Origin of the sequence: Devosia sp. XGJD_8, from assembly GCF_046614475.1 — a bacterium.
GTDB lineage: Bacteria > Pseudomonadota > Alphaproteobacteria > Rhizobiales > Devosiaceae > Devosia.
In genome coordinates this window covers 79,687-106,423 of sequence record NZ_JBKJHF010000001.1, presented here as the reverse complement: position 1 = coordinate 106,423, position 26,737 = coordinate 79,687, and the positions used below count along the sequence as shown (strand labels likewise).

Annotated in this window: 24 protein-coding genes and 1 tRNA gene; 15 read left to right on the top strand and 10 right to left on the bottom strand. The window is 64.6% G+C overall.

Annotation, left to right across the window (positions count from 1 at the left end; all coding sequences use genetic code 11):
- Positions 1 to 68 precede the first annotated feature (68 nt).
- The 6 genes from ACLI1C_RS00520 to ACLI1C_RS00495 all read left to right on the top strand — a co-directional run bounded on the left by ACLI1C_RS00520 (position 69) and on the right by ACLI1C_RS00495 (position 5,650).
- Positions 69 to 144: transfer RNA gene (locus tag ACLI1C_RS00520), tRNA-Ala, on the top strand.
- A 222-nt stretch (positions 145 to 366) separates the two neighbouring features.
- On the top strand, positions 367 to 960 hold the full coding sequence (locus ACLI1C_RS00515; RefSeq protein ID WP_411394900.1) for an exopolysaccharide biosynthesis protein: 594 nt from the start codon (positions 367 to 369) through the stop codon (positions 958 to 960).
- On the top strand, positions 957 to 2,666 hold the full coding sequence (locus ACLI1C_RS00510) for an alpha/beta hydrolase (protein ID WP_411394899.1): 1,710 nt from the start codon (positions 957 to 959) through the stop codon (positions 2,664 to 2,666). The genes ACLI1C_RS00515 and ACLI1C_RS00510 overlap by 4 nt, the downstream gene beginning before the upstream one ends.
- Before the next feature lie 52 nt (positions 2,667 to 2,718).
- Entirely contained in the window at positions 2,719 to 3,864 is a 1,146-nt protein-coding gene (locus ACLI1C_RS00505) for a winged helix-turn-helix domain-containing protein (protein WP_411394898.1), read from the top strand.
- An 86-nt stretch (positions 3,865 to 3,950) separates the two neighbouring features.
- Complete coding sequence (pncB, locus tag ACLI1C_RS00500) at positions 3,951 to 5,261, top strand: nicotinate phosphoribosyltransferase (RefSeq protein WP_411394897.1); 1,311 nt, start codon at positions 3,951 to 3,953, stop codon at positions 5,259 to 5,261.
- 131 nt (positions 5,262 to 5,392) lie between these two features.
- A complete protein-coding gene (locus ACLI1C_RS00495; RefSeq protein ID WP_411394896.1) occupies positions 5,393 to 5,650 on the top strand; it encodes a hypothetical protein in 258 nt (85 codons plus the stop codon).
- On the opposite strand, the gene ACLI1C_RS00490 is transcribed toward ACLI1C_RS00495, so the two are convergent.
- From ACLI1C_RS00490 to tsaB, 4 genes are all read right to left on the bottom strand, one after another.
- Entirely contained in the window at positions 5,647 to 5,889 is a 243-nt protein-coding gene (locus ACLI1C_RS00490; protein ID WP_411394895.1) for a hypothetical protein, read from the bottom strand. The two genes, ACLI1C_RS00495 and ACLI1C_RS00490, sit on opposite strands and share 4 nt — an antisense overlap.
- Positions 5,890 to 5,995: 106 nt before the next feature.
- On the bottom strand, positions 5,996 to 6,385 hold the full coding sequence (locus ACLI1C_RS00485; protein WP_411398173.1) for a Fur family transcriptional regulator: 390 nt from the start codon (positions 6,383 to 6,385) through the stop codon (positions 5,996 to 5,998).
- A gap of 87 nt (positions 6,386 to 6,472) precedes the next feature.
- Positions 6,473 to 6,952, bottom strand: a complete 480-nt coding sequence (gene rimI, locus ACLI1C_RS00480; RefSeq protein WP_411394894.1) for a ribosomal protein S18-alanine N-acetyltransferase — start codon at positions 6,950 to 6,952, stop codon at positions 6,473 to 6,475.
- Positions 6,949 to 7,563, bottom strand: coding sequence for a tRNA (adenosine(37)-N6)-threonylcarbamoyltransferase complex dimerization subunit type 1 TsaB (gene tsaB / locus ACLI1C_RS00475; protein ID WP_411394893.1), 615 nt, complete (start codon positions 7,561 to 7,563; stop codon positions 6,949 to 6,951). The genes rimI and tsaB overlap by 4 nt, the downstream gene beginning before the upstream one ends.
- A 211-nt stretch (positions 7,564 to 7,774) precedes the next feature.
- On the opposite strand from tsaB, the gene lnt reads away from it, so the two are divergent.
- The 4 genes from lnt (at position 7,775) to ACLI1C_RS00455 (ending at position 12,451) form a co-directional block, all read left to right on the top strand.
- Positions 7,775 to 9,391 (top strand): apolipoprotein N-acyltransferase, encoded by a 1,617-nt coding sequence (gene lnt, locus ACLI1C_RS00470; RefSeq protein WP_411394892.1) that lies wholly within the window; start codon positions 7,775 to 7,777, stop codon positions 9,389 to 9,391.
- 519 nt (positions 9,392 to 9,910) lie between these two features.
- Positions 9,911 to 11,167, top strand: coding sequence for a methionine adenosyltransferase (metK, locus tag ACLI1C_RS00465; protein WP_411394891.1), 1,257 nt, complete (start codon positions 9,911 to 9,913; stop codon positions 11,165 to 11,167).
- Between the two features lie 81 nt (positions 11,168 to 11,248).
- Positions 11,249 to 11,959, top strand: a complete 711-nt coding sequence (gene trmB / locus ACLI1C_RS00460) for a tRNA (guanosine(46)-N7)-methyltransferase TrmB (protein ID WP_411394889.1) — start codon at positions 11,249 to 11,251, stop codon at positions 11,957 to 11,959.
- 108 nt (positions 11,960 to 12,067) lie between these two features.
- On the top strand, positions 12,068 to 12,451 hold the full coding sequence (locus tag ACLI1C_RS00455; RefSeq protein ID WP_411394888.1) for a winged helix-turn-helix transcriptional regulator: 384 nt from the start codon (positions 12,068 to 12,070) through the stop codon (positions 12,449 to 12,451).
- 44 nt (positions 12,452 to 12,495) lie between these two features.
- Here ACLI1C_RS00455 and ACLI1C_RS00450 read toward each other — a convergent pair whose 3' ends face one another.
- Positions 12,496 to 12,771 carry a hypothetical protein gene (locus tag ACLI1C_RS00450; protein ID WP_411394887.1) on the bottom strand — a complete coding sequence of 92 codons (276 nt, stop codon included), beginning with the start codon at positions 12,769 to 12,771 and terminating at the stop codon, positions 12,496 to 12,498.
- Positions 12,772 to 13,104: 333 nt separating this feature from the next.
- Here ACLI1C_RS00450 and rimP point away from each other — a divergent pair, with 333 nt between their 5' ends.
- From rimP to ACLI1C_RS00425, 5 genes are all read left to right on the top strand, one after another.
- Positions 13,105 to 13,731 carry a ribosome maturation factor RimP gene (rimP, locus tag ACLI1C_RS00445; RefSeq protein ID WP_411394886.1) on the top strand — a complete coding sequence of 209 codons (627 nt, stop codon included), beginning with the start codon at positions 13,105 to 13,107 and terminating at the stop codon, positions 13,729 to 13,731.
- On the top strand, positions 13,732 to 15,330 hold the full coding sequence (nusA, locus tag ACLI1C_RS00440) for a transcription termination factor NusA (protein ID WP_411394885.1): 1,599 nt from the start codon (positions 13,732 to 13,734) through the stop codon (positions 15,328 to 15,330).
- A 23-nt stretch (positions 15,331 to 15,353) separates the two neighbouring features.
- Positions 15,354 to 16,055: an RNA-binding protein gene (locus tag ACLI1C_RS00435; protein ID WP_411394884.1), complete on the top strand. Its 702-nt coding sequence runs from the start codon at positions 15,354 to 15,356 to the stop codon at positions 16,053 to 16,055.
- Positions 16,048 to 18,891: a translation initiation factor IF-2 gene (gene infB / locus ACLI1C_RS00430; protein ID WP_411394883.1), complete on the top strand. Its 2,844-nt coding sequence runs from the start codon at positions 16,048 to 16,050 to the stop codon at positions 18,889 to 18,891. Before ACLI1C_RS00435 ends, infB begins: the two co-directional genes overlap by 8 nt.
- Before the next feature lie 81 nt (positions 18,892 to 18,972).
- A complete protein-coding gene (locus ACLI1C_RS00425) occupies positions 18,973 to 20,523 on the top strand; it encodes a cryptochrome/photolyase family protein (RefSeq protein WP_411394882.1) in 1,551 nt (516 codons plus the stop codon).
- 144 nt (positions 20,524 to 20,667) lie between these two features.
- Here ACLI1C_RS00425 and ACLI1C_RS00420 read toward each other — a convergent pair whose 3' ends face one another.
- From ACLI1C_RS00420 to ACLI1C_RS00400, 5 genes are all read right to left on the bottom strand, one after another.
- A complete protein-coding gene (locus tag ACLI1C_RS00420; protein WP_411394881.1) occupies positions 20,668 to 21,225 on the bottom strand; it encodes a L,D-transpeptidase in 558 nt (185 codons plus the stop codon).
- 313 nt (positions 21,226 to 21,538) lie between these two features.
- Complete coding sequence (gene pnp / locus ACLI1C_RS00415; RefSeq protein ID WP_411394880.1) at positions 21,539 to 23,677, bottom strand: polyribonucleotide nucleotidyltransferase; 2,139 nt, start codon at positions 23,675 to 23,677, stop codon at positions 21,539 to 21,541.
- 386 nt (positions 23,678 to 24,063) lie between these two features.
- Positions 24,064 to 24,333, bottom strand: coding sequence for a 30S ribosomal protein S15 (rpsO, locus tag ACLI1C_RS00410; RefSeq protein ID WP_056230966.1), 270 nt, complete (start codon positions 24,331 to 24,333; stop codon positions 24,064 to 24,066).
- A 134-nt stretch (positions 24,334 to 24,467) separates the two neighbouring features.
- Entirely contained in the window at positions 24,468 to 26,192 is a 1,725-nt protein-coding gene (locus ACLI1C_RS00405) for a sensor histidine kinase (protein WP_411394879.1), read from the bottom strand.
- Positions 26,193 to 26,329: 137 nt separating this feature from the next.
- Complete coding sequence (locus ACLI1C_RS00400; RefSeq protein ID WP_411394878.1) at positions 26,330 to 26,527, bottom strand: hypothetical protein; 198 nt, start codon at positions 26,525 to 26,527, stop codon at positions 26,330 to 26,332.
- Positions 26,528 to 26,737: the final 210 nt, after the last annotated feature.

Sequence of the window (26,737 nt, the reverse complement as noted above, 5' to 3'; positions counted from 1 at the left end):
GGGGACGGATCATCCAATAGGTTCCGCCTCGCTTCGGACGGCACATGCCCTCCAAAGACCCATGGAATGGGGCCTTAGCTCAGCTGGGAGAGCGCTTGCATGGCATGCAAGAGGTCAGCGGTTCGATCCCGCTAGGCTCCACCAAACCTTCGCGACTTCGTGGTTTTCGACCCAGCACGCCCAGTGGCCTGCCCGAAATTCTCGGACATCTTCTGGCGAAGGCTGTCGCGTCGTAGCGACATAGTCATGCGGGCGAACCGCTTTTCTTCACAGACTCGATTTGACCTACTTTCGGCTTTGGCGTTGTCATCGCCGGACCGACGCCGTTAAGGTCGTGGCCTGTCCGATCGCCAGCCACCAGGTCCCGTGTCTCCAGTAGAAGCCAGAGTTGCCGCGATTGCCGAACGGGTCAGCCAGGCTGACAGCATCACTGCGGGCAAGCTGGTCGAACTGCTCGGCAATGCCTCCTATCCCATGGTCATCCTGGTGCTGAGCGTCCTCAACATGATCCCGGGGCCGCCCGGTTATGGTGGCACAATTGCGCTGGCCATCATCACCGCCACGATTGCCCGGCTGCTCGGCCGACCGTTGCGCCTGGGCGGCTGGATCGGCCGGCGCGTCCTGCCCGAGCGGCTGCTCGAGCGCATGGTCCGCCAGATGCAATGGCTGGCCCGCGTCATCGCCGGCATATCGCGGCCGCGGCTGCGCCAGCTCACCGGGCCGGGCTCGGAACGGCTGACCGGTGCCTTCATCCTCCTTGTCAGTCTGCCCATGGTGCTGCCCATCCCCTTCATCAATGCCGTGCCCAATACCGGCATTGCGGTGATCTGCGTGTCGCGCATCAATCGCGACGGGCTGGGCGTCCTGCTCGGCGGCGTCATTGCGCTGGTCGGGCTGGCCATTGCCGGCTTTGCCATCTGGGGTGCCGTCATGCTGGCCCGATCGGTGCTCGGGTCATGATCGTACTGCCACGCAGCCGGGTGCTGTGGCGGCAGCTCGATCGCGTCTCGACGGGCGGCTGGCTACTGGGTCTGCTGTTCTTCGCGCTGGCACTGACGCCATCGCTCATCCCCCGTCATTTCACCACGCAGGGGATCCTGTGCGGCTGCGCCTTCGCCGCGGGCTATGGCATCGGCGTCTTCCTCGAATGGCTGTGGGACTATCTCGAACTGCGCTGGCCCAGCCCCCGCCTGGCCCGCTGGATCGGGCGCATTGTCGCGCTGGCCTGCCTGATCCTCGCCGTCGCCTTCCTGTGGTTCTCCACCGGCTGGCAGAATTCCATCCGCGCCGTCATGGGCGTCGCTCCGGTCGAGGCGCGCCAGCCCTGGTTCGTGGCGGCCATTGCCGTTGTTCCCGCGGCCATCCTGATCGGACTGGGAACGCTGCTGGTGCAGGGCGTCAGGCTCATTGCGACCTGGCTGGCCCGGATCATTCCGCGCCGGGTGGCGCTGGCCGGCGCTATCCTCGTGGTGGGCGTCCTTGCCGCGACGATCGGGGAAGGCGTGGTCGGTCGCGGCCTGCTCTACGCCGCCGACCGCTTCTATGGCGATTTCGACCGGCTGGCCGCCAGCCAGGCGCCCGCGCCGGTTGATCCCCTGCGCTCGGGCAGCGCAGCCTCCTTGATCGATTGGGATACGATCGGGCTCGATGCCCGCATCTATGTGCAATCGGGGCCGAGCGTCGACGAGATCGCCGATGTCACCGGCCGGCCGGCCATAGAGCCGCTACGGGTCTATGTCGGCCTGCGCTCGGCCGAAACGCCGGAGACACGGGCCGAACTGGCCTTGCGCGAGATGGATCGCGTCGGCGCCTTCGACCGCTCGATCCTGGTCCTCATCATGCCGGTGGGCACCGGCTGGGTGGAGCCAGCGGCGATCGATACGCTCGAATTCCTGCATGGTGGCGATGTCGCCAGCGTCGCCGTGCAATATTCCTATCTCACCAGCTGGCTGTCGCTGGTGTCAGAACCGGATGTGGGCGTGGAAACGGCGCGCTCGCTGTTCAGCGCCGTCTATGCGCGCTGGTCCGACATGCCCGAAGACGCCCGACCGCGGCTTTACCTGCACGGACTCAGCCTGGGCGCCTATAGCTCGGCGGCCTCATCCTCGCTCTACGACATTCTCGCCGACCCGTTCGACGGCGCCCTCTGGGTCGGGCCGCCTTTCGCCACCGCCACCTGGCTGAGCGCGACGATCAATCGCGAGCCGGGCTCCCCGTGGTGGCTGCCCAGCGTGGGCGATGGGTCTGTGGTGCGCTTTTCCAATGGCGATGGCGACCTTCGCTCCGATGCACGGCCCTGGGGGCCGCTGCGCACGGTCTTTCTGCAATATCCCAGCGATCCGATCGTTTTCTTCGAGCCCGCCATGCTGTGGCGCGAGCCGGTCTGGCTCAGCGGACCGCGGGCCGAAGGCGTATCGGACCTGCTCGACTGGTATCCGGTGGTCACCTTCCTCCAGCTCCTGCTCGACATGGCGCTGGCGCAGACCGCGCCCATCGGCTTTGGCCATGTCTATGCCCCCCAGGATTATTTCGACGCCTGGCTCCAGGTCACCCAGCCGCCCGGCTGGACCCGGCCCGGTCTCGACAGCCTGCGCCAGCGCCTGGCCCGTCATGGCGAGCGCGGCCTGATCGATGAGGGCTGGTTCCGCAGCGACGCGCCAGATTGACGGTGCCGGGGCGATCCGTTCATGCTCTGTACTCACAGATTCGGGTTCCGCCTTGGCCAAAACTCCCCTCGTCCTCGACACCAATCGCGCCCGCCATCTGTGGATAGCTGCGCAGAAGCTCGATAGCGCAGCCCCCTTTGGCGAGGGACCAGCGGCGACGCTCGCGGCCATCGCTCAGCTCGGCTACGTGCAGATCGACACCATCAATGTCATCGAGCGCTGCCACCACCACATCCTTTATTCCCGCATTCCCGGCTATCGGCGCGCCGACCTCGCCCAGCTGCAATCGGCCGACAAATCCGTGTTCGAATATTGGACGCATGCGCTGAGCTATCTGCCGACGGCCGACCTGCCCTTCTTCCTTCCCGCCATGAAGCAGTATCGCGTCACGCCCAGCCGCTGGTTCGGCGCGGTGACCGCCGATGAGGTCAGCCGGATGGTCAAGCGCCTGCGCAGCGATGGGCCGCTTTCCATCCGCGATATCGGCGATGACGCCCTGGTCGACAAGGATCATCCCTGGGCCAGCCGCAAGCCGAGCAAGCGCGTGCTGGAAATGATGTTCTTCCAGGGCAAGGTGGCCGTCTCGGCCCGTCAGGGCATGGTCAAGACCTATGACCTGATGGAGCGCCATTTCGGCTGGACCACGGCGCCCAGGCCCGCCACGGAGCGGCAGATCACCGCCTATCTGCTCGATCGGGCCCTGCGCAGCCAGGGCGTGGTCAGCCTTGATTCCATTTGCCACCTCGACGCCCCGCGCAAGACGGCGGTCCGCGAGCTGATCGACAGTCGCGTCCGCCGCAAGCTGCTGGTCCCGGTGGTGATTGCAGGGCAAGAAAAGGTGCCGCATTGGGCCATGCCCGAGACGCTCGCCGCACCGGCCAGCGAGCCACCGACCCTGGTTCATATCCTCTCGCCCTTCGACCCGCTGATCATCCAGCGCAAGCGGCTCAAGCTGTTCTTCGGCTACGACCACCTCTTCGAGGCCTATATCCCGGCCGCCAAGCGGCGCCTGGGCTATTTTGCCCTCCCGGTCCTCATGGGCGACCGCATCGTCGCCGCCGTCGATCTCAAGGCCGACCGCACGGCGGGCAAGCTGCTGGTCCAGCAATGGACCTGGCTCGATGATCCGGGCGCCGAAGGCCGCGCCGCCATCGACGAGGCCCTGGGCCGCTTCGAGCGGTTTCAGCTCGGGCGTTGAAGGCCACCGAACGGCTTCGCCCGGTTCGGCGCTTCCCAAACCCACGCACTGCGCGCTAGAACCCTCGCCGCGAGTTGGAGACACCCATGGCGACCTACACTGACATTGCCCGACGGGTGTATAACCACACGTGGAAGCTCGATCCGATCGTGCGGAGCCTGCTCGATACCGATTTCTATAAGCTCTTGATGCTGCAGATGATCTGGGGGCTCTATCCCGGGGTCAATGCCACCTTCTCGCTCATCAACCGCACAAGGTCGGTGCGCCTGGCCGACGAGATCGACATCGACGAGCTGCGGGCCCAGCTCGATCACGCCCGCACCCTGCGCTTTTCCAAGAAGGAAATGATCTGGCTGGCGGGCAACAGCTTTTACGGCAGCAAGCAGATCTTCGAGCCGGCCTTCCTCAAGTGGCTGGAGGATTTCCGGCTGCCCGAGTACCGGCTGGAAAAGCAGGACGGACAGTTCGTGCTCGAATTTCCTGGCCTGTGGCTGGAAACCTCGATGTGGGAAATCCCGGCCCTCGCCATCATCAACGAGCTGCGCTCGCGCGCCGCGATGAAGCATTACGGCCCCTTCACGCTCGACGTTCTCTATGCCCGCGCCAAGGCCAAGATGTGGGAAAAGGTCGAGCGGCTGCAAAAGCTGCCCGAGTTGAAGATTTCCGATTTCGGCACGCGCCGCCGCCATTCCTTCCTCTGGCAGCGCTGGTGTGTGGAGGCGCTCAAGGAAGGCATTGGCGAGGCCTTTACCGGCACCTCCAATGTCAAGCTGGCCATGGACAATGACCTCGAGGCGCTGGGTACCAATGCCCATGAACTGCCCATGGTCCTGGCGGCACTGGCCCGGACCGACGAGGCCCTGCGCGCTGCGCCCTATCAGGTGCTGCAGGATTGGGAGAGCTATTATGGCGGCAATCTCAAGATCGTGCTGCCCGATGCCTTCGGCACCGATGCCTTCCTGCGCGACGCGCCCGACTGGGTCGCCGACTGGACCGGTTTCCGCCCCGATTCGGCGCCGGCCATCGAAGGGGGCGAGCGCATCATCGCCTGGTGGAAGTCCCGCGGCCGCGATCCGCGCGACAAGCTCCTGATCTTTTCCGATGGCCTCGACGTCGACATGATCGAGGAGGCCTATCTCCACTTCGACGGCAAGGTTCGCATGGCCTTTGGCTGGGGCACCAACCTGACCAATGATTTCGAGGGCTGTGCCCCGGACGGGGCCAATCCGGGCCTGGATCCGATCTCCATCGTCGCCAAGGTCAGCGAGGCCGACGGCCGCCCCGCGGTCAAGCTGTCCGATAATCCCGCCAAGGCCACTGGCACGCCAGAAGAGATCGCCCGCTACATCCGCATCTTCGGCGATGCCGGCCGCGTGGAGCATGCAGTCAAGGTTTAGTTCTGGCGTGGAACCGAAACCGTTTTGCGGCATTACCGACTGTGGAGAACCCACGCCCCGAGACGCACGTTAACGTCTTGGGAACCATGCCCGACTATGCGTTTCGGCTGGGGGCTCCCTCAGGGGCCGGAATGACTTTGCAGCTAATCGATATCACCGTGCGCGACAAGCAGGCGCATCCGCGTCTGGAAGGGCGCATGACCGGCCATGTCCGCGCCGTGCTGTCCGAAACCGTCGGCGAGCGCGAGCAGACGCATGAGCTGGCCATTCCCGTCTGGGCCGATGTGGCGCCCGATGCCAGCGAAGCCGATATCGACATGGCCCTCATGGTCAAGGCCGCCGACATCATCGCCCGGCTCAAGGCCAATCTGGCCGGCGGATCGTCCTAGCGCTTCCACGTCTTGAAGAAGGCGCGCTGCGTCTCGGTCAGCCCCCCGGTGCGGCGGGCCGGCGCCGGCGGCGCGGCATCGAACCGCTCGGCCGATCGATGCCGGTATTTGGGGGCATGGGCATAGTAGCGGGCCGCCCGGGCAATCTCCAGGTCGGCCTTGCGGCGCTTCTCGTCGCGCACGAACCAGGTGATCGCCAGGATCACGATGACCCAGATTGCCAGGATTTCCCAGGCCATGTCCGCCTCCAGTGTGGAGAGCGGTGATAGCTAACAAAGTCTTAAGCACCAAGCGCAGGCCGGCATTAGCCTTACCCGCTAAACTTTTACCCTTCGGCCCGGACCGTCACTTGCGGTTCTTGGTACCGGCCTCGATCGGCACGGCATAGAGCTCCAGTCGATGGTCCACCAGCCGATAGCCCAGCCGCTTGGCGATCACGTCCTGGATGGCCTCGATCTCTTCATTGCGGAACTCGATGACGGCGCCGCTGCGGATATCGATCAGGTGGTCGTGATGCTCGTCGGGGATCAGCTCGAAGCGGGCGCGTCCGTCCTTGAAGTCATGCTTGGTCACCAGCCCCGCCTCCTCGAAGAGGTTGACGGTGCGATAGACGGTCGAGAGCGAGATGCGGTCATCCACCGCCGAGGCGCGGCGATAGAGTTCCTCGACATCGGGATGGTCGGCGGCCGCCTCGATCACGCGGGCAATGACGCGCCGCTGGTCGGTCATGCGCATGCCCTTGGCCACGCAGGCTTCTTCCAGCGTCGGTTCGGTCTGGCTCTTGCTCACGCCACGCTCCCCGCTTCCTCGATGCGATCCGGGTTACCCAAGATCACGCGCCATGACAAGCGCGGTGGCCTGGCTGCCATCCGGCTTGGGATAATAGCCCTTGCGGCTGGAAATGGTGGCAAAGCCCTCGCGCTGGTAGAGCTTGATGGCCGCGCCATTGTCTTCGCTGACTTCGAGAAACATGCGGCGTGCGGGGCTGCGCAGCAGGTCGTCGAAGGCGGCCCGCAGCAGCGCCTGGCCGATCCGCTTGCCGCGCCATTTGGGGTCGACGGCAATGGTCAGCAGTTCCGCCTCGTCGGCCGCGATGCGGATCAGCGCAAAGCCGGCAATGCGGCGCCGGGCATCGCAGGCCACGTAGACCGGCGTGCTGTCGTCAGCCAGGAAGCTCTCGAATTCTCCCACCGGCCAGCCGCGGTAAAAGCCCAGCGCGTGGATGCGCGCCAGTTCCTTGGCATCCGCCACCCGTCCCGGCTCGATATGCAGACCCGCCGGCGCCATCCACAGTTTGATCATGCGCCGCGCCTCTCGATCCGTGCCGCCGTCTGCGGCTTGGCATCGGCATCGCGGATATAGTTGGGCTCGGGCGGGTGGCTTGCGGCGTCGAGCCCGGCCCCATGGCGCGCCAGCAGCGCAATATCGACGATGGGGGATTCGATCATTGCTGCACCGGGCAACACGGCGGCCCGCGCCGCCTCCATCGGCATGATGGCGCCCGCAGTGAGCGCCGCGCCAGGTCCGGCAAAATTCTGCAGATAGGCTTCGCCGCGGCGCGCATCGAGCAGCACCGAGCTCGGTCCGGCCTGTCCCAGCGACAGCGCGACCAGGCTCGATATCCCGACCACCGGCAGACCCCGCGCCAGCCCGATGCCACGCGCGGCCGACAGGCCGATGCGCAGTCCGGTGAACGATCCCGGCCCGGTCGTGGTCACCACCCGCCCAAGGTCGGCATAGCCCAGCCCGTTGCGCTCCAGCAGCGTGGCGATGCGCGCAAAGATCAGCTCGGCATGGCCGTTGGCGATTTCGTCGATCGACACATCCACACCTCCATCCGCCAGCAGCAGTCCCAGCTGCAGCCGCGGCGCGGCAGTGTCGATGGCAAGCGTGATGGGCAAAATATCAGGCACGCTGGCTCCCGCCCCCGAACCGTATCGCGCTGCATGCGATCACTGCACGCGGCGCTCCCCTTCTCCCCCCGTGGGAGAAGGTGCCCGAAGGGCGGATGAAGGGGCCTCTTTGCCTCCTAGCGCCGACACGGCGCCAAGTCCACCGCCTTGACGCCCCACCTCGCCACAGCGACCTTGCCGGCATGCACCCTGATTCGCTCAAGGCCCCGATATGACCTGGCTGGCCGAGACTGCCATGCTGAGCCATGGCTGGCGCCGCTTCCTCTTGCTGGTGCTGGCGGGCGCCATCGCCGGCCTCTCCGTGCCGCCGCTCTTCATCGTGCCGGCTCTGTTCATCAGCTTCCCGCTCTGGGTCTGGTGCCTCGATGGCGCCGAGCGCCCGCGCGGCTGGCGGCGGCTGTTCGGCCCGGCCTTTGCCATCGGCTTCGCCTTTGGCTGGGGCTATTTCACCGTGGCCTTTCACTGGCTGGGCGCCGCCTTTTTCGTCGATGGCGGCATCATGCTGCTGCTGATGCCCTTTGCCATCCTGGCGCTGGCGGCGCTGATTGCCTTTTTCTGGGGCGTGGCCAGCGCGCTGGCCCATCTGTTCTGGAGCCACGGACCCTGGCGCGTCGTGACACTCGCCACCTTCCTGACCATGGCCGAATGGGCGCGCGGCCACGTGCTGACCGGCTTTCCCTTCGACCTTCTGGGCTATGCGCTGACCCCGACCGACGAGATGATGCAGATCACCTCGGTCATCGGCATCTATGGCCTCACCCTGGTCGCGGCACTGTTGGCCATGACGCCGGCTCTGATCTGGCCGGCCGACAATCGCAGCCTGTCGCGGCGCCTGCTGCCCTTTTTCATTGCCCTCTTCGTCATCGCCGGCCAGCTCGGCTATGGCTATAATCGACTTTCCGGCACCATCGCCACCGAACGCACCGATATCGCCCTGCGCCTCGTGCAGCCCCTGGTCTATGAACATGCCGATTTCGGCAATGTCGATCCGGTGGCGCTGATCGATCGCCTGCTGATGCTGAGCGACATGCGCATGGACCCCGCTGACCAGGGCCTTGCCGATATCACCCATCTGGTCTGGCCCGAATCGTCCCTGCCGTTTTTCCTCGCCACCTATCCCGAGGCGCTGGCGCGCATTGCCCGCCTGTTGCCCGAGGGCACGACCCTGCTGACCGGCGCGCCGCGCCAGCAATACGAGCCCGGCGCCACGGAAGCTTCGGGGCCCCCGTTCAATGCGGTCCTGGCGATCGATACCAATGGCGAGGTCATTGCCTCCTATGACAAGTCCCATCTCGTGCCGTTTGGCGAATTCCTGCCCTATGGCGAATTCTTCGCGCGGCTGGGCATCAAGCAGTTCGTGCCGGGCGCCGAGGGCTGGGCGCATGGCGATGCGCGGCGCCGGCTGATGAGCCTTCCGGCCACGCCGTCGCTGCTGGCGCTGATCTGCTACGAGATCCTGTTTTCCGGCGATCTCGGCGATACCGCCGGTGCGCAATTCCTCTTCAACATCACCAACGACGCCTGGTTCGATGGCTCCATCGGCCCGGCCCAGCATGCCCACCATGCCCGCATCCGCGCCGTCGAGGAGGGCATGAGCCTGATCCGCGCAGCAAATACCGGCCTCACCTTTGCCACCGACCCGGTGGGCCGCATCACCGCCCAGCTTCCGCCCATGCAGATGGCCGCGCTGGATGTACGCCCGCATGAGCGCCTGTCGGGCACGGTCTTCAGCCAGCTCCGCCACTGGCCCCTGCTGCTCGCTCTGCTCGCGGGAATGCTGATCTCCCTCGCCGCCAGCCGCACCAATCGCAGGAAGCGGCCTGGATAGGCCGCACGCCTTCGGCTGGCGTGGGCACCCACCCACAGATCTGGGACCTCCGGCGTTCATCCCCACTTATCCCCGCCTCCAGAACCTGTGGCAAAATCCTCCCCATCACTCCGCATGGGCGGCCTGCAGGCGAACAGTGGCGGGGTGAGCCGGGCGCGGGCTTTGCCTCTCGCGCAGGTTCGAGACCTGGCCGCAGCATGGCGAGCGATCATGCTGCGCGATAACCGGGACTGTTCCAAAAACCGGCACCCCGAGGCGGCTGCCGTCTCGTTTTTTAATTTCCAGAGGCGATAGGTGCCTCGGGGTCCGTCCATCTCGTGAAAACCGCATTCAGGCGGCGCTTTGGCATGCCCGCGACTTGGCGGCACCGCCGATACCACCGCCAATCCATGCTCCAAAACCGCCACGCAACATATCAAGCTTTCTTTATATCCCGCTTGACCGCGCGGGCGGGCAATGTCACAAACCCCTCGGAATTGCTCATTTTGAGTGGTTTTTGACAAGTTCAGGGGAATTTGGGTGGCGCGGTCTTCTTATCTTTTCACGTCGGAATCGGTGTCCGAGGGTCATCCGGACAAGGTGTGCGACCGGATTTCCGATGAAATCGTCGACCTGGTATTCCGCGAGGCCAAGAAGGCCGGCATGGATCCCTCCCAGGTGCGCATCGCCTGCGAGACGCTGGCCACCACCAATCGCGTGGTGATTGCCGGCGAGGTGCGCGTGCCCGAAACCCTGCTCAAGAAGGGCAAGGACGGCAAGATCGTGCTCGATGCCGCCGGCCACCCGGTGGTCAATCCGTCCAAGTTCAAGTCTGCAGCCCGCAAGGCCATCAAGGCCATCGGCTATGCGCAGGAGGGCTTCCACTGGAAGACCGCCCGGATCGACGTGCTGCTGCATGGCCAGTCGGCTGATATCGCGCAGGGCGTAGACGAATCGGGCCACAAGGATGTGGGCGCCGGCGACCAGGGCATCATGTTCGGCTATGCCAGCCGCGAGACCCCCGAATTGCTGCCTGCGCCGATCTATTACGCGCACAAGATCCTCGAGACCCTGACCATTGCCCGCAAGGCCAATAACAGCGCCGCCGGCAAGCTCGGCCCCGACGCCAAGAGCCAGGTCACTGTCCGCTATGAAGACGGCAAGCCGGTCGGCGTCACCCAGATCGTGCTGTCCACCCAGCATCTGGATGAGAGCCTGACCTCGGCCGACGTGCGCGGAATCGTCGAGCCCTATATCCGCGAGGCCCTGCCCGAAGGCTGGATCACCAAGGACACCGTCTGGCACGTCAACCCGACGGGCAAGTTCGTGGTCGGCGGTCCCGATGGCGATGCGGGCCTGACCGGCCGCAAGATCATTGTCGACACCTATGGTGGCGCGGCTCCCCATGGCGGCGGCGCCTTCTCGGGCAAGGATCCCACCAAGGTGGACCGTTCGGCAGCCTATGCGGCGCGCTACCTCGCCAAGAACGTGGTTGCCGCGGGCCTGGCCGATCGCGCCACCATCCAGCTCAGCTATGCCATTGGCGTTGCCCAGCCGCTCTCGATCTATGTCGACCTGCACGGCACCGGCACCGTTGACGAGGCCCGGGTCGAGGCAGCGCTGGGCAAGGTGATGGATCTCACCCCGCACGGCATCCGCACCCATCTCGATCTCAACAAGCCCATCTATGCCAAGACCTCCGCCTATGGCCATTTTGGGCGCAAGGCGGGCCGTGACGGCTCGTTCAGCTGGGAAAAGACCGATCTGGTCAGCGCCCTCAAGGCCGCTGTGAAGTAATCCCCCTCGGCTTTGTGCCTGCTACAATGGACCTTGTCCCCGCTGCGGCGAGGGCGAGGTTCTTTTTTTGATGTGAGACTGATGACCAAGCCAGACCACCAGCTTCCAAAGACCCGCTCGGGCGAGCCGCGCGCCTTTTTCGGCCGCCGCTCGGGCAAGAAGCTGCATGGCGGCCAGCAGGCCGTGTTCGACGCCACCCTGCCCGATCTCGAAATCAAGCTCAGCGGCACGCTCGATCCGCGTGCGCTCTTCCCCGACGCCGAAAGGATCATCGTCGAAATCGGCTATGGCGGCGGCGAGCATCTGGCCCTGGAGGCCGGTCGGCATCCCGACACAGGCTATATTGGCTGCGAGGTCTTTACCGGCGGCATCGGCAAGATGGTGCAGACCATCGCCGCCGAAGGCTTGGCCAATATCCGCCTATTCACCGACGATGCCTTCAAGCTGCTGGTGGCGTTGCCCGATGCCTCGCTCGACGAGGTCTATCTGCTCTATCCCGATCCCTGGCCCAAAACGCGCCACCACAAAAGGCGCTTCGTGTCGCCCACCACGCTGGCCGAGCTGGCGCGGGTCATCCGGCCGGGCGGGGTCTTTCACTTTGCTACCGATATCGAGGATTACGCCAACTGGACCCTGGCCCATATCCTGCGCGCGCCGGCCTTCCGCTTCGCGCCGGAACGGCCCGGCAGCTGGCTCGAACCCTATCCCGGCTGGCAGGCGACCCGCTACGAGCAGAAGGCCCGCCGCGAGGGCCGGCTGGTCAGCTTTTACTTCAGTTTCACACTGGTTTAGCCACCGCCGTGAATGGCACCTATGTCAAAGTTTAATGTGGCGGGGCACTGGAAGCGCCACAAAGCCGCCCCATATGCCAACCTCGATCCTGATTTTCCGAGGCGCGTCATGTCCGTTCTTTCCGCATCCAACCAGCACGATTCCGATGTGCTGATGGTCAGACCGGGCAAGTGGACGCTGACGGTCGTGACTCTGTTGCGCGGACAGACGATGCGCTTCAACGAGATCAAGCGGGTCGGCGGGATTTCGCAGAAGACCCTGACCATGACGCTGCGCGAGCTCGAGCGCGACGGCTTCGTCACCCGCACCATGTTTGCGACAATTCCCCCGCGGGTCGACTATGAACTGACCGAACTGGGGCGGGAATTGCTGGATCTGGCGGATGGCCTGCGCCGCTTTGCCGAGCGCAACCGGGAGCAGGTGCTGGCGGCGCGGGAACGCTTTGACGCTTCGGGGGGCGAGCCTGCCATCAGGCTCGTCCACGCCGAATAGAAGTACGGGCGCCGCCGGCAGACCGGCGGCGCCGGGGCAAGCAACTAGAGCGCGACCGGCTCGAGCAGGCCAGGCGTGTAGAGCTGCATGGCCTGGCTGCCATCCTCGAGGACGACGAAGGCTCGGATCAGCCCGCCCCATTCCTCGACATCGGTGGCGTTGATGCCCTGGGCCTGCAGGCGGCTGACGATGGAATCGGCGACAAAGTCGCTCATTTCACCCGAGCCGTCACCAAAGACGTCGCCTTCGGCATAGGCAGGGACGGCGACGCTGGCCAGCGAGGCAACGGCAACGAGGGCGATAAGGCTGTTCTTGATCATTTCAGATGTTCCTTTCGTGTTGAACACCCCAGAGATGATCGTGCCCTCTGCCCCCCTCAAGAGACGATTTTGCAGAATATGCCTCTTGAAGTCAGGTTTGGAAATGCGAGGGTTTTACAAATGAAATCAAGGGGTTCTTTGGTATCCTGGTTTCCTCTGTGCTACCGGGTTTCACCATGGCAACGATCCGGGCGCCCGACGCTGCGCCGTCTCCCGGCCCGCGACGCGCCCTTGCCTCCGGCCCGGTTCCGCGCTATAGAGGCTCCAACATCTCAGCAAGTTTGCAGAGTGGGAGCCGCCCGGCCCCGCTCTTTTTTATTACCCAAGGGACCGATGAGTTTCGACCTCACCGAACAGCGCTACATCAAGGAAACGGGCCTCGAGGCTCGCGTTTCCCGCATCGTCGAGCCGGTGGCCAATGGCCTGGGCTTCTCGCTCGTCCGGGTGAAGATCACCCAGGAAAACGGCATGACGCTGCAGATCATGGCCGAAGACGAGAACGGGCGCTTCACAATCGTCAACTGCGAGGCCCTCTCCAAGGATCTCTCGCCGGTGCTCGATGTGGAAGACCCGATCGATCGCGAATACCATCTTGAAGTCAGCTCGCCCGGCATCGATCGGCCGCTGGTGCGCAAGCGCGACTTCGCCGCCCATCTGGGCCACGAAGCCAAGATCGAGCTGGCCGACATGATCAATGGCCGCAAGCGCTTCCGCGGCTTCATCAAGTCGGTGGACGACGAGGCGGTGACCATTACCCTGCCGGACGCCCCCGCCGGGACCGATCCGGACCACCGGCTACTGTTTTCCACCCTGGCCGAGGCCAAGCTGGTGATGACCGATGCGCTCATGGAAAAGGCGCGCATCGATCAGGAAGCCCACCCAATCGACGACGACGAGACCGAGACGGTCGAGCTCGCCAGTGACGACGACGACGAATCTATCTCCAAGGAGACACACTAAATGGCCGTTAGCGCGAACCGTCTTGAGCTCTTGCAGATCGCAGATGCTGTTGCCCGCGAGAAGTCCATCGACCGCATGGTCGTGATCGAGGCGATGCAGGACGCCATGGAAAAGGCTGCCAAAGGCCGCTATGGCGCCGAGACCGAGATCAAGGTCGAGATCAACCCGCGCTCGGGCGAAACCCGCATGTGGCGCCTGCTGGAAATCGTCGAGGAAGTCGAGGAGCCCAGCCGCCAGATCGATCTCAAGCACGCCCAGGTCAAGTCGCCCGAGGCCAAGGTCGGCGACTTTCTCACCGAGCCGCTGCCGCCGATGGAATTCGGCCGCATCGCGGCGCAGTCGGCCAAGCAGGTCATCGTGCAGAAGGTGCGCGATGCTGAGCGCGAGCGCATGTATGACGAGTATTTCAATCGCATCGGCGAGATCGTCAACGGCACGGTCAAGCGCGTCGAATATGGCAATGTGATCGTCGACCTGGGTCGTGGCGAAGCCATTATCCGCCGCGACGAGCTGATCCCGCGCGAAATGTTCCGCTATGGCGATCGCGTCCGGGCCTATGTCTATGACGTGCGCCGCGAACAGCGCGGCCCGCAGATCTTCCTCAGCCGCACCCATCCGCAGTTCATGGCCAAGCTGTTCATGCAGGAAGTGCCGGAAATCTACGACGGCGTCATCACCATCCGCTCGATCGCCCGTGATCCGGGCAGCCGCGCCAAGATCGCCGTGACGTCCTCGGATTCCTCGATCGACCCCGTCGGCGCCTGCGTCGGCATGCGTGGTTCGCGCGTCCAGGCCGTGGTGGCCGAACTGCAGGGCGAAAAGATCGACATCATTCCCTGGACCGATACCATTGCCGACCTCGTGGTCAGTGCATTGCAGCCGGCCGACGTCGCCAAGGTGGTGCTCGACGAGCAGGCCGAGCGCATCGAAGTGGTCGTGCCCGATGAACAGCTGTCGCTGGCCATCGGCCGTCGGGGCCAGAATGTACGCCTGGCGAGCCAGCTGATCGGCTGGGATATCGACATCCTGACCGAGCAGGAAGAGAGCGAACGCCGCCAGAAGGAATTCTCCGAACGGTCGAGCCTCTTCATGCAGGCCCTTGACGTTGACGAGATGGTTGCCCAGCTATTGGCTTCCGAAGGCTTCTCCTCGGTTGAAGAGCTGGCCTATATCGACGCCAACGAAATTGCCTCCATCGATGGCTTCGATGAAGAGACCGCCGGCGAAATCCAGAACCGCGCCACCGAATATCTGGCGGCCATCGACCGGGCCCATGACGAGGAGCGCAAGGCGCTTGGCGTCGAAGACGAACTCTACGAGATTCCTGGTCTCACCGCGGCCATGCTGGTTGCCCTGGGCAAGGACGGCGTCAAGACGGTCGAAGACTTTGCCGGCTGCGCCTCGGACGATCTGATCGGCTGGAGCGAACGCAAGGATGGCGAGACCAAGCGGTTTGAAGGCACCTTCAAGGACTTCCCGGTAAGCCGCGAGGAAGCCGAGGACATGATTCTGCAGGCCCGCATCAAGGCCGGCTGGATCAACGAGGACGATTTGCCACCGGTGGAAGGTGATACCTTCACCGAAGAGGCGACGGCTTAGGCCGTTTCGGAGCGAGGGACCTGATGGCCCGACGCGAGGAAACGACCAGGATGTGCGCACTGACACGGGCCGAGAGGCCCGTGGCAGAACTTATACGCTTTGTGCTCGGGCCCGACGGCGAACTGGTGCCTGACACCGAAGCCAAGGCCGAGGGACGGGGCGTCTGGATCAGCCTCAGCCGTGATGCTGTGGCCCAGGCGGTCAAGAAAAAGGTCTTTGCCCGGAGCCTGCAGACCGAGGTCAAGCTGCCGGACGACCTGCCCGGACTGACCGAGTTGCGGTTGCAGCAGCGCTATCTCAATGCGCTGGGCATGGCCCGCAAGGCCGGCCAGCTCACCTTTGGCGCCACCAAGGTCAAGGCGCTGATCGACACGGGCAAGCTCATTGCCCTGATCACGGCGACCGATGCCGCCGAGGATGGTCGCAGCAAGATGGTCGGTCCGCTCAAGGCGCTGCACTATGCGGCGGCCGAGGAAGATATCGAAGGCTTCGACGTGCCCCATTTCGAATTGCTCTCCTCAGAGCAAATGGGTTTGGCACTCGGACTGGAAAATGTGATACATGCTGCCCTCACAAGAGGGGCGGCAGCCCAAGCGGCAGTGGAAAAGGCCCGTAGACTGGCCCTTTACATTGCCAAACCGACGGAAAAGGACACCGACCGCCCTGCGGTTGACGGTGACCTTTTGCCCGAGGCCACCGACGAAAGACGCGAGATACATGGCTGATAACGACGACAAGCGCACCGACGACACTGGCGCGAAGAAGACGCTGACATTGAAGGGCGGCCCAGGCCTGGGCAACCGTCCAGGCATGTCGCGCGGTCCTTCTCGATCGACGGTTGTCGTGGAGAAGCGTACGCGCCTGGTTCCCAAGCCCAATGCTCCGAGCGCTCCGCATCGGCCGCAGCCGGCTGCCGGTAACCCGTCGCAGGCGCAGCGGCCCTCTGCCGGCCGTCCGCCGCAGCAGCAGCGCGCGCCGCTCGGCCTCAGTGCCGCCGAGGCCGAGGCCCGCCGGCAGGCATTGGCCATGGCCGGTGCCCGCGCCGCCGAGGATCAGGAACGCTTCGCCGCCGAAGAGGCGCGCCGCATGGAAGACGATGCGCGCCGCCGTCAGGTGCGCGAGGAAGCCGCCCGTCAGGAAGAAGAGCGTCGCCAGGCCGAGGAAGTCCCGGCTCCGGTCGAGCAACCCGAAGCCAGCCCGCCGCCGGCCGAGGCCAGTGCAGCAGGAGCGGCAGAAGCGCCGGCTCCGGCCGAAGCTGTCCCCTTCACGCCTGCATCGCAGCGCAATGCCGGCCCGTCCAGCGTGCGCGTCGTTGCCGGCCGTCCCGGTCAGCCGCCTCGTCCGACGCGCCCGGCCGGTGAACGGCCCAGTGGCAATACGCGTCCGGAAAGCGAACGCGGCGCCAATGCCTATATCAAGCCAGGTGCGGCTGGTGCCCCCGGCGCCCGTCCCTCGGGCACGGCAACCCGTCCGGCTGGCGAACGTCGCCCGGCTGGTGCCGGCATGGCGCCGATCGGCAATGTGCCGCCGGCCCCGCCCAGCGAGGCCGATGGCCGCAAGATTCGCACCGGCGCGCCGGCCACAAGGCCGACCACCGAAGCTGAACTCGAAAATGCCCGCCGCGCGTCCCGCGCTGCGCCGGAACGTCCGACCCGTCGTGCTGGCGTCGACGCCAATGCGCGTGGTCGCCTCACCGTCACCAATGCCGGCGCCGAGAGCGATCGCGACAAGGGTCCGTCCCTGGCCGCCATGCGTCGCCGTCGCGACAAGAAGATGGGCCGCAACCAGCAGGATGCGCCCAAGCTCAGCCGCGAAGTCATCATCCCAGAAGCTATCACGGTTGCCGAACTGGCCAACCGCATGGCCGAGCGCTCCGTCACCGTCATCAAGATGCTGATGGCGCAGGGCACGATGGCGACCATCAATGACGTGATCGATGCCGATACCGCCGAACTGATCGCCAGCGAACTGGGCCACACGGTCAAGCGCGTCAGCGATGCGGACGTGGAAGAAGGCCTCTATGACATCCCGGCGGACGACAAGGCCGAGGATCTGACCGATCGTGCACCGGTCGTGACCATTATGGGCCACGTCGACCACGGCAAGACCTCGCTGCTCGATGCGATCCGCGAAGCCAATGTGGTGTCGGGCGAAGCCGGTGGCATCACCCAGCATATCGGCGCCTACCAGGTCGAGAAGAACGGCTCCAAGGTCACCTTCCTCGATACCCCGGGCCACGAGGCGTTCACCGCCATGCGTGCCCGTGGTGCCCAGGCAACCGATATTGCCGTGCTCGTGGTGGCGGCCGATGACGGCGTCATGCCGCAGACCATCGAATCCATCAAGCATGCCAAGGCGGCCGGCGTTCCGATCATCGTGGCCATCAACAAGATGGACAAGCCGGATGCCGACCCGATGCGGGTGCGGACCGAATTGCTGCAGCATGAAGTGTTCGTCGAATCGATGGGCGGCGACGTGCTCGATGTCGAGGTTTCGGCCAAGACGCAGGCCGGTCTCGACAAGCTGCTCGAAACCATCCTGCTGCAGGCCGAAGTGCTCGAACTGCGCGTGGCCCGCGACGGCCGCGCCGAGGGCCTCGTCATCGAAGCCAAGCTCGATCGCGGCCGCGGTGCGGTTGCGACCGTGCTGGTGCAGCGCGGCACGCTCTCCATTGGCGACATTCTCGTTGCCGGTACCGAGTTTGCCCGTGTTCGCGCCCTGATCAATGACAAGGGCGAGCAGGTCAAGCAGGCCGGTCCCTCCACACCCGTGGAAGTGCTGGGCTTTACCGGCGTGCCGAGCGCGGGCGACCGCTTCTCAGTCGTCGAGACCGAAGCCCGTGCCCGCGAAGTCACCGAATATCGCCAGCGCTCCATCCGTGAAAAGACGGCCGGCGGCGGCGCCACCAGCCTCGAGCAGATGATGAATCAGCTCAAGGTGGCCGGCATCGCCAAGTTCCCGCTGATCATCAAGGGTGACGTGCAGGGTTCGGTGGAAGCCATCGTGGCCTCGCTCAACAAGCTCTCGACCGATGAAGTGTCGGCGCAGATCCTGATGAGCGCGGTGGGCGGCATTACCGAAAGCGACGTGACGCTGGCTTCGGCATCCAATGCCATTGTCATCGGCTTCAACGTTCGTGCCAACAAGCAGGCGACCGATCTCGCCACCCGCGACGGCATCGAAATTCGCTACTACAACATCATCTACGACCTCGTTGATGACGTGAAGAATGCGATGAGCGGCCTGCTCAAGCCGGAACGCCGCGAGACCTTTATCGGCAATGCCGAGATCCTCGAGGTCTTCACCATCACCAAGGTCGGCAAGGTCGCCGGCTGCCGGGTCACCGAGGGCATCGTGGAACGCGGCGCCGGCGTGCGCCTTATCCGCGACAACGTCGTCATCCACGAAGGCAAGCTCAAGACGCTCAAGCGCTTCAAGGATGAAGTCAAGGAAGTCCAGACAGGCCAGGAATGTGGCATGGCCTTCGAGAATTACGAAGACATGCGCACCGGCGACGTCATCGAATGCTTCCGCGTCGAGACGGTCCAGCGCTCGCTCTAGAGCGGCGCAAAAATCTGCTGAAACGGGCGTCCAATCGGGCGCCCGTTTCGTTTGAGGGATAGCCCCATATCCGGAGCCCTCATGGATCTCGTGGTTATCCTTGGCGACCAGCTGACGCCCGACATAGCCGCCCTGCGGGCCAGCAATGCGGCCTCGGCCATCGTCCTGATGGCGGAAGTGGGCACCGAGACCACCTATGCGTGGCATCACAAGCAGAAGCTCGTCCTGGTGCTCTCGGCAATGCGCCACTTCGCCGACGAACTGCGCGGGCTTGGCTGGACGGTCGACTATGTCGAACTGACCGATCCGGACAATAGCCAGAGCCTTGATGGCGAGGTGGCGCGGGCCGCCAGGCGGCACGGCGCCACGCGGATTCTTGCCACGGAGGCGGCGGAATGGCGGGTGCGGGAGCTGCAGCGCGGCTGGAGCGCCCACACCGGACTCCCGGTCGACATCGCACAGGACGATCGCTTCATCGCCAGCCATGCCATGTTCGACACCTGGGCCGATGGCCGGCGCGAATGGACCATGGAGTTCTTCTATCGCGAGATGCGCCGGCAGACCGGACTGCTGCTGGACGGTGGCGGGCAGCCACTGGGGGGACGCTGGAATTTCGACAGCGAGAACCGCAAGCCGGCCAGGCCCGACCTCTTCATGCCCAAGCCGCTGAGCTTTGCGCCAGACGCCCGGACGCAGGGCGTCATCGACCTGGTCAACGCGCGGTTCGCCGACAATCCCGGCCGGCTGGAGCGGTTTGGCTACGCAGTGACGCGCCGGGATGCCGAACAGGCGCAGGCACATTTCCTCAGCGCCATGCTGCCGCGCTTCGGCGACTACCAGGACGCCATGCTGACCGGCGCGGAGACACTCTACCATTCGGTGCTGTCGCCCTATATCAACCTCGGCCTGCTCGATCCGCTGGCGCTGTGCCGCGCCGCCGAGGCGGAATATCTGTCAGGCGCAGCACCGCTCAACAGCGTCGAGGGCTTCATCCGACAGATCATCGGCTGGCGCGAATATGTGCGCGGCGTCTATTGGCATGAAATGCCAGGCTATCGCGATCGCAATGCGCTTGAGGCGAGGCGCGACCTGCCCTGGTTCTACTGGGACGGACAGACCGACATGAACTGCCTGCGGCAGACGATCGGCCAGACGCTGGAGACGGCCTATGCCCACCACATCCAGCGGCTGATGATCACCGGCAATTTCGCCATGCTGGCGGGCATCGATCCGTTCCAGGTGCATGAATGGTACCTGGCCATCTATATCGACGCCTTCGAATGGGTGGAGCTGCCCAATACACTGGGCATGAGCCAGTTCGGGGATGGCGGCCTGCTGGGCTCCAAGCCCTATGCCGCCAGTGCCAACTACATTTCCGGCATGAGCGATTATTGCCAGGGCTGCCGCTTCAACCCGCGACAGCGCCATGGCGCGGATGCCTGCCCCTTCAATGCGCTCTACTGGGATTTCCTGGTGCGCAACCGGGACCGCTTCTCAGCCAATCCGCGCCTCAAGCGCAGCTACATGGTGTGGGATCGCTTCGATCCGGACGAGCAAGCGGCCACAAGGGCACATGCTGCAGGCGTATTGCTGGCACTGGAGGCCGTGGCGGCGCGGCGGCCCGATCGATAGAAAGGCCCGCTCCGTCTCCGGAGCGAGCCCTGGCAATTCTCGTTCCCGGGTCATTGTCGCGACAGCGGCAAACTTCGCTTCGGTGACTACGGATTCCGAAACAAGGCTCCCCGCTGCCGCGGCAGTGACCCGGGCATTCCTGGTCTAGTTGATCACCACGACGCGGGCGCCGACCGGCACGCGGGCATAGAGATCAATTATGTCCTGGTTCATCAGGCGGATGCAGCCCGAGGACACGTTGGTGCCGATCGTATAGGGCTCGGTCGTACCATGGATGCGGAACAGCGTGTCATTGCCATTCTTGTAGAGATAGAGCGCACGTGGTCCGAGCGGATTGGTCTCGCCGCCTTCCATGCCGCCGGCATAGGGGCCATAGCGGTCCGGCTCGCGCGCGATCATCGACTTGGTCGGCGTCCAGCGCGGCCACTCGGCCTTGCGCCCGATCGACGCCGTGCCGCGGAAGACCAGCGACTCGTCCTTGCCAACGCCGATGCCGTAGCGCAGCGCGCGGCCGCCTTCGAGCACGAGGTAGAGAAAGCGTGCCGGGGTATCGACGACCAGCGTGCCCGGGCGCTCGCTGGTCATATAGGGCACTTCCTGGCGCCACCAGACCGGGTCGACGCGGCGCAGGTCCATGGCGGCGACACGATGGGGCTCACCGATGACCTCGCCATACATCCGTTGATAATAGGGATCGATCATAGGCTCCTGCACGACCGGGGTCCGGGTGGAGGAACAGGCAGCAAGGGCAACGGCGGGGAGGCCGATCATAAACAACCGACGAGAAAGCAAGGTAGATCCCTGGGTAAGCGGGTGACGTAAATTTTGGTGTTCGATCAGGGGGTAAGCCGTGACCGTCAGCTTCGCTAGTGCAGGAAAGCCTCACTCGCCAAACGGGCGACAGCGCAAGGGGTTCCTCGCGCCAATGTGATGGTCGGCGCAGTGTTGCCGGCCTGCAACGCATGGAAAAGGCCCAGATTTCTCCGGGCCTTCTTGCAGCATGCTTGCGGTTTGCTTACTCGGCTGCAGCTTCGCCCTGGGCGATTTCCTTGCCGGTCGCCTGGTCGACGACCTTCATGGAGAGGCGGACCTTGCCGCGCTCGTCAAAGCCGAGGAGCTTGACCCAGACCTTGTCGCCTTCCTTGACCACGTCGGTGGTCTTGGCAACGCGCTGTTCGGCCAGCTGGGAGATATGCACGAGGCCATCCTTGGCGCCGAAGAAGTTCACGAACGCGCCGAAATCGGCGGTCTTGACCACGGTGCCCTGATAGATGGCGCCAACTTCGGCTTCGTCGGTGATCGAGCGGATCCACTTGATGGCGGCTTCGATCTGGGCGCCGTCCGAGGAGGCGATCTTGATCGTGCCGTCGTCGTCGATGTTGATCTTGGCGCCGGTCTTCTCGACGATCTCGCGGATCACCTTGCCGCCGGTGCCGATCACTTCACGGATCTTGTCGGTCGGGATCTTCATGGTCTCGATGCGCGGAGCGAATTCGCCCACTTCCGAACGGGACGCGGTGATGGCGTTGGCCATCTCGCCCAGGATGTGGATACGGCCGCCCTTGGCCTGCTCGAGGGCGATCTTCATGATCTCCTCGGTAATGCCCGCGATCTTGATGTCCATCTGCAGCGAGGTGATGCCCGCTTCAGTACCGGCCACCTTGAAGTCCATGTCGCCGAGGTGATCTTCGTCGCCGAGAATGTCGCTGAGCACAGCAAACTTCTCGCCTTCGAGGATCAGGCCCATGGCGATGCCCGCCACGGGACGGGCCAGCGGCACGCCGGCATCCATCAATGCGAGCGAGGTGCCGCAGACGGTTGCCATCGAGGAGGAGCCGTTGGATTCGGTGATCTCGGACACGATACGGATCGTGTAGGGGAACTCTTCGACCGACGGACGGATCGGGTTGATGGCGCGCCATGCGAGCTTGCCATGGCCGATTTCGCGGCGGCCCGGGGAACCCATGCGGCCAGCTTCACCCACCGAATATGGAGGGAAGTTGTAATGCAGCAGGAAGTTCTGCTTCTGGGTGCCTTCGAGCGAGTCGATATACTGCTCGTCCTCGCCGGTGCCGAGCGTGGCAACGACCAGCGCCTGGGTTTCGCCGCGGGTGAACAGGGCCGAACCATGGGTGCGGGGCAGAACGCCGACTTCGGAAACGATCGGGCGGACGGTCTTGAGGTCACGGCCGTCGATGCGCAGGCCGGTATCGAGCACGTTCCAGCGCACGATCTTGGCCTGCAGGTTGTGGATCACTTCGCCGAGGTCTTCGGACGAAACTTCACCAGCTTCGACCTTGGCAGCGAAGGCTTCCTTGACGGCCTTCTTGGCGGCGTCGACCGCAGCGTAGCGGTCTTCCTTCTTGGTGATCTTGTAGGCGGCGCGCAGGTCGGCTTCGGCAACCTTGAGCACATCGGCTTCCAGCGTGGAATAGTCCGGAGCGTGGAAATCGCGGGGTTCCTTGGCAGCCAGCTCGGCCAGCTTGATGATGGCCTGGATCACCTTGCGGCTTTCGGCATGGCCGAACATCACGGCGCCCAGCATGATCTCTTCGCTAAGTTCCTTGGCTTCCGATTCCACCATCAGCACGGCGTCTTCGGTGCCGGCCATGACCAGGTCGAGCTTGGACTCACTGCGGCGGTCAACGGGGAGGTTCAGAACATACTGGCCATCGACATAACCGACGCGGGCAGCGCCGATCGGACCCATGAAGGGAATGCCGGAAATGGTCAGGGCAGCCGAGGCGGCAACCATGGCGAGCACGTCCGGGTTGTTTTCCATGTCGTGCTGCAGAACGGTCACGACCACCTGGGTCTCGTTCTTGTAGCCTTCGGGGAAGAGCGGACGGATCGGGCGGTCGATCAGGCGGGACGTCAGCGTCTCGTTCTCGGTCGGACGGCCTTCGCGCTTGAAATAGCCGCCCGGGATCTTGCCGGCGGCGAAGTATTTTTCCTGGTAGTTGACGGTCAGCGGGAAGAAGTCCTGGCCGGGCTTGGCCGACTTGGCGCTGACGACGGTGGCGAGCAGCACGGTCTCGCCCAGGGTGGCGAGCACAGCGCCATCGGCCTGGCGGGCCATCTTGCCGGTCTCGAGCGTCAGGGGCTGACCGCCCCAGTTGAGCTCGACCTTGTGGTGATCAAAATTGATCGTCATGTGTTTCGTCTTTCCATTCTGCCGGCGGAGCGGGAGCGCGGGGGCGTAGAGGTCCCGCGAACTCGGCCGGTGCGCCCGCACCTGGCCCTGCACCCCATGTGCAGGCCAGGCTCAAAATCAGGCGCGGTTTACGTCTTTGGCGACGACGAAACATGGGCAAGACAACAAGCAGCTCCCCAGGATTTCCGGGCGCCTCACGAGATCAAAACCAACGAAATGATTTTGCGAGCGTGAGGCAAAGGGGGAGCGGCCAATAATCCTGCCATGCTCCGGCATTCGCCGGTCTACGCTTTATCGCCCCATATTCGCCGCATGTCTGAACGGTGAATGAACGGGCGAAGGCGGATGCGGAGGAAGCCCCGCACCCGCAATTCAGTTTGGCGCGATTAGCGGCGCAGGCCCAGCTTTTCGATCAGGGTCTTGTAGCGGCTGTCGTCGACCTTCTTGACGTAGTCAAGCAGGCGGCGGCGCGTCGAAACCAGCTTCAGCAGACCGCGGCGGGAGTGATTGTCCTTGCCATGGCCCTTGAAGTGTTCGGTGAGATTGGCAATGCGTTCCGACAGGATGGCAACCTGGACTTCCGGCGAACCGGTGTCGTTCGGCTTGGTTGCATATTCCTGGATCAGTTCGGTCTTGCGCTCGGCAGTGATCGACATCGGACATATCCTTTCAAAGGAGGATTGGGTCGCCCCGGCCGGGATGTCGTCCAGGAGGGGCCATGAAAAGCCTCAAGGTCCAAGGACCAGAGACTGGCGTCCCTATAGTGCAAAGAGCGCGGCAATGCCAGAATTTATTCGTCCGGCCCCTCGTCGATGGGCGCCGGGGCGATAGCCGGATCGATCGCCGCCAGGGGAATGGAAAAGCGCCACTCGATGCCATCGTCATGGCAGATCCGCTCGACCTCGGCTCCCAGCGCCCGGCCCACCATGGATTTGAGCACCGTGGTGCCGAAGCCCGAGCGTTCGGTGGCCGGCAGGCGCTGCGGCACGGTCTCGCGCCAGTCGAAGTCGAGCTTGTCATCGACAATGCGCCAGCGCACCGTCAGCGTGCCGCTGTCGCCAGCAAAGGCACCGTATTTGACGGCATTGGTCGAGAGTTCGTGGGCGGCCATGCCCATGATCTGCGCCGCCTGGGCATTGAGCCGGACCGTGGGGCCGGACAGGCTGACACGGGCCGGATCGGGCGGGCTGAAGGCCGCAATCTGGCTTTCCATGATTTCGCCCAGCAGCACGCCGGCCCGGCCGTGAGCCAGCAGCAGATCGGTGGAGCGCGCTAGGCCCAGGATGCGCCGCTCGAAGGCCTGGACATAGCTTTGCACATCCTCGGCGCCGCGCGCGGTCTGCTTGGCCATGGCGGCGATGACGGTCATCTGGTTCTTGGAGCGATGCGCCAGCTCGCGCATCAGGAAGCGGACTTCGCTTTCGGCGGATTGCCGCTGCGCCGAGGCTTCGGCCAAGGCGCGCGAGACTTCGGCAATCTCGGCCACGGGATAGGCCTTGGACTTGACCGGCTCGCCCCGGCCCAGCCGTTGCGCATCGCGCCGCAGGCCGCGCACCGACCAGCCGACCCGCTGCGCGATGACGAGGGCCAGAAGGCCCGCCAGCCCGGCAATGACAATGCTCCAGGCGGCCAGCCAGAACAGGGTTTCCCCCAGCGGGCGCTCGACAGTATCGACCGAGGCCCAGGCGATGACCCGCCAGCCCGAGAGGTTGGACTGCCATTCGGAGGTGACCACCATCTCGCCATCGAGACTTTCCTGGTGCCAGGCATCGGCGGGCTGATCGAGCGTGCGGCGCATGGGCAGCACCGTTCCCGTCGCCATGCCGGTATCGGGCGTGGCCGCAAGCACAAGATTCTCGCCGTCGACCAGGGCGGCATGCCAGCCCGCCGGCAACTGGCGCGACTGCAGGGCCCGCGCCAGATTGGCCGCGTCCCGGGTCAGCGCAATCAGCACGGCCTCCTGGTTGTCCGGCACGGGCAGCAGGACGTTGAAGACCCAGCGTTGCGCCGTCTGGCCAAAGAACAGCCCCGAAACCGTCGCGGTGCCGCGCTCGAGCGCCTCAGTGGCTGAGGTCGGGTGGGAGGTCGGCCCCAGCGCCCCGCCAAAGGGCACCCTGGTATTGAGCAACTGGTTGAAATCGGCGTCGAGCGCGATCAGGTAGGCGCCGGTGCCGGCGAGGGCGACGCGGGCCCTTTCGTGGAATTCCGCATATTGGTGCCCGCTCAATTCCGGGCTCGTCGAGAGCACCCGCAGGGTGGTCACCATGCCGGCAACCTCGCGATCGACCGAATGGCCGATGGCCTGCACCGTGGCGGTGGTGAGGCCGCGCACGACCTCTTCCTGGGCACGATTATTATGGTTGAGCAGGACCAGGGCCAGCACCAGCGCTGGCAGGAGGATCACCAGCACCAAAGCGAAAAGGTAGAAGAAAATCGGCTTCGAGCGAGACCAGCGGGCGCGCTGCGGGCGTGCCGGGGGGGACGTGTCAGAACTCTCGGGGGCTGCCCCTGCCATGCCGCACTCTCTGCGGCCGGGTTACATCACTCGTCACAGGCCGCACCGTGACCATAACGCCACGGCGCGCCCTGTCGATAGCGGCATAAGTCCTTGCTGTAGAATGCGTGCCAATACTGGCACAAATGCCACGCCGGTCAGTATTTCGCGCTGGAATCACTGGCGGGGAAGCTCTCGTCGACGGCTTCGTCGACCTCGTCCCACTTGCTCGGCTTGTCCGCCTGGGCGTCTTCGCCGGCATTGCGCACCTGCACGGGTGCATCCTTGGGACCGGGCTTCTTGCCGTCCTTCATGGCGGCGGCATCGTCGGTCTTGGGCTTGGTTGGCTGGGTCATGATCGGCTCCCTTGTTGACTAACAGAACACCGCAGGAGCCATGAGGGTTGCAGCGGCTTTGAGACTGCCGCAGCCATTCGGCCATAGGCCTCAAGGCCTTCTCGGCTTGAAAGGCTCCACCGGAGCCTTTCAGCGGCGGCGCCGCTTGCCTCGAAGCGCCTCAAATCGCTCCACTGGAGCGATTTGCCCCTTGGGGGCGGCTCGAAGTCT

What these genes read in the sequence shown, in the direction of transcription:
- ACLI1C_RS00510 (WP_411394899.1), top strand. Translation starts at nt 957, where the DNA reads ATGATCGTACTGCCACGCAGCCGGGTGCTGTGGCGGCAGCTCGATCGC.
- pncB (WP_411394897.1), top strand. Translation starts at nt 3,951, where the DNA reads ATGGCGACCTACACTGACATTGCCCGACGGGTGTATAACCACACGTGG.
- ACLI1C_RS00495 (WP_411394896.1), top strand. Translation starts at nt 5,393, where the DNA reads ATGACTTTGCAGCTAATCGATATCACCGTGCGCGACAAGCAGGCGCAT.
- ACLI1C_RS00490 (WP_411394895.1), bottom strand. Translation starts at nt 5,889, where the DNA reads ATGGCCTGGGAAATCCTGGCAATCTGGGTCATCGTGATCCTGGCGATC.
- ACLI1C_RS00485 (WP_411398173.1), bottom strand. Translation starts at nt 6,385, where the DNA reads ATGCGCATGACCGACCAGCGGCGCGTCATTGCCCGCGTGATCGAGGCG.
- rimI (WP_411394894.1), bottom strand. Translation starts at nt 6,952, where the DNA reads ATGATCAAACTGTGGATGGCGCCGGCGGGTCTGCATATCGAGCCGGGA.
- lnt (WP_411394892.1), top strand. Translation starts at nt 7,775, where the DNA reads ATGACCTGGCTGGCCGAGACTGCCATGCTGAGCCATGGCTGGCGCCGC.
- trmB (WP_411394889.1), top strand. Translation starts at nt 11,249, where the DNA reads ATGACCAAGCCAGACCACCAGCTTCCAAAGACCCGCTCGGGCGAGCCG.
- ACLI1C_RS00455 (WP_411394888.1), top strand. Translation starts at nt 12,068, where the DNA reads ATGTCCGTTCTTTCCGCATCCAACCAGCACGATTCCGATGTGCTGATG.
- ACLI1C_RS00450 (WP_411394887.1), bottom strand. Translation starts at nt 12,771, where the DNA reads ATGATCAAGAACAGCCTTATCGCCCTCGTTGCCGTTGCCTCGCTGGCC.
- rimP (WP_411394886.1), top strand. Translation starts at nt 13,105, where the DNA reads ATGAGTTTCGACCTCACCGAACAGCGCTACATCAAGGAAACGGGCCTC.
- nusA (WP_411394885.1), top strand. Translation starts at nt 13,732, where the DNA reads ATGGCCGTTAGCGCGAACCGTCTTGAGCTCTTGCAGATCGCAGATGCT.
- ACLI1C_RS00435 (WP_411394884.1), top strand. Translation starts at nt 15,354, where the DNA reads ATGGCCCGACGCGAGGAAACGACCAGGATGTGCGCACTGACACGGGCC.
- infB (WP_411394883.1), top strand. Translation starts at nt 16,048, where the DNA reads ATGGCTGATAACGACGACAAGCGCACCGACGACACTGGCGCGAAGAAG.
- ACLI1C_RS00425 (WP_411394882.1), top strand. Translation starts at nt 18,973, where the DNA reads ATGGATCTCGTGGTTATCCTTGGCGACCAGCTGACGCCCGACATAGCC.
- ACLI1C_RS00420 (WP_411394881.1), bottom strand. Translation starts at nt 21,225, where the DNA reads ATGATCGATCCCTATTATCAACGGATGTATGGCGAGGTCATCGGTGAG.
- pnp (WP_411394880.1), bottom strand. Translation starts at nt 23,677, where the DNA reads ATGACGATCAATTTTGATCACCACAAGGTCGAGCTCAACTGGGGCGGT.
- rpsO (WP_056230966.1), bottom strand. Translation starts at nt 24,333, where the DNA reads ATGTCGATCACTGCCGAGCGCAAGACCGAACTGATCCAGGAATATGCA.
- ACLI1C_RS00405 (WP_411394879.1), bottom strand. Translation starts at nt 26,192, where the DNA reads ATGGCAGGGGCAGCCCCCGAGAGTTCTGACACGTCCCCCCCGGCACGC.
- ACLI1C_RS00400 (WP_411394878.1), bottom strand. Translation starts at nt 26,527, where the DNA reads ATGACCCAGCCAACCAAGCCCAAGACCGACGATGCCGCCGCCATGAAG.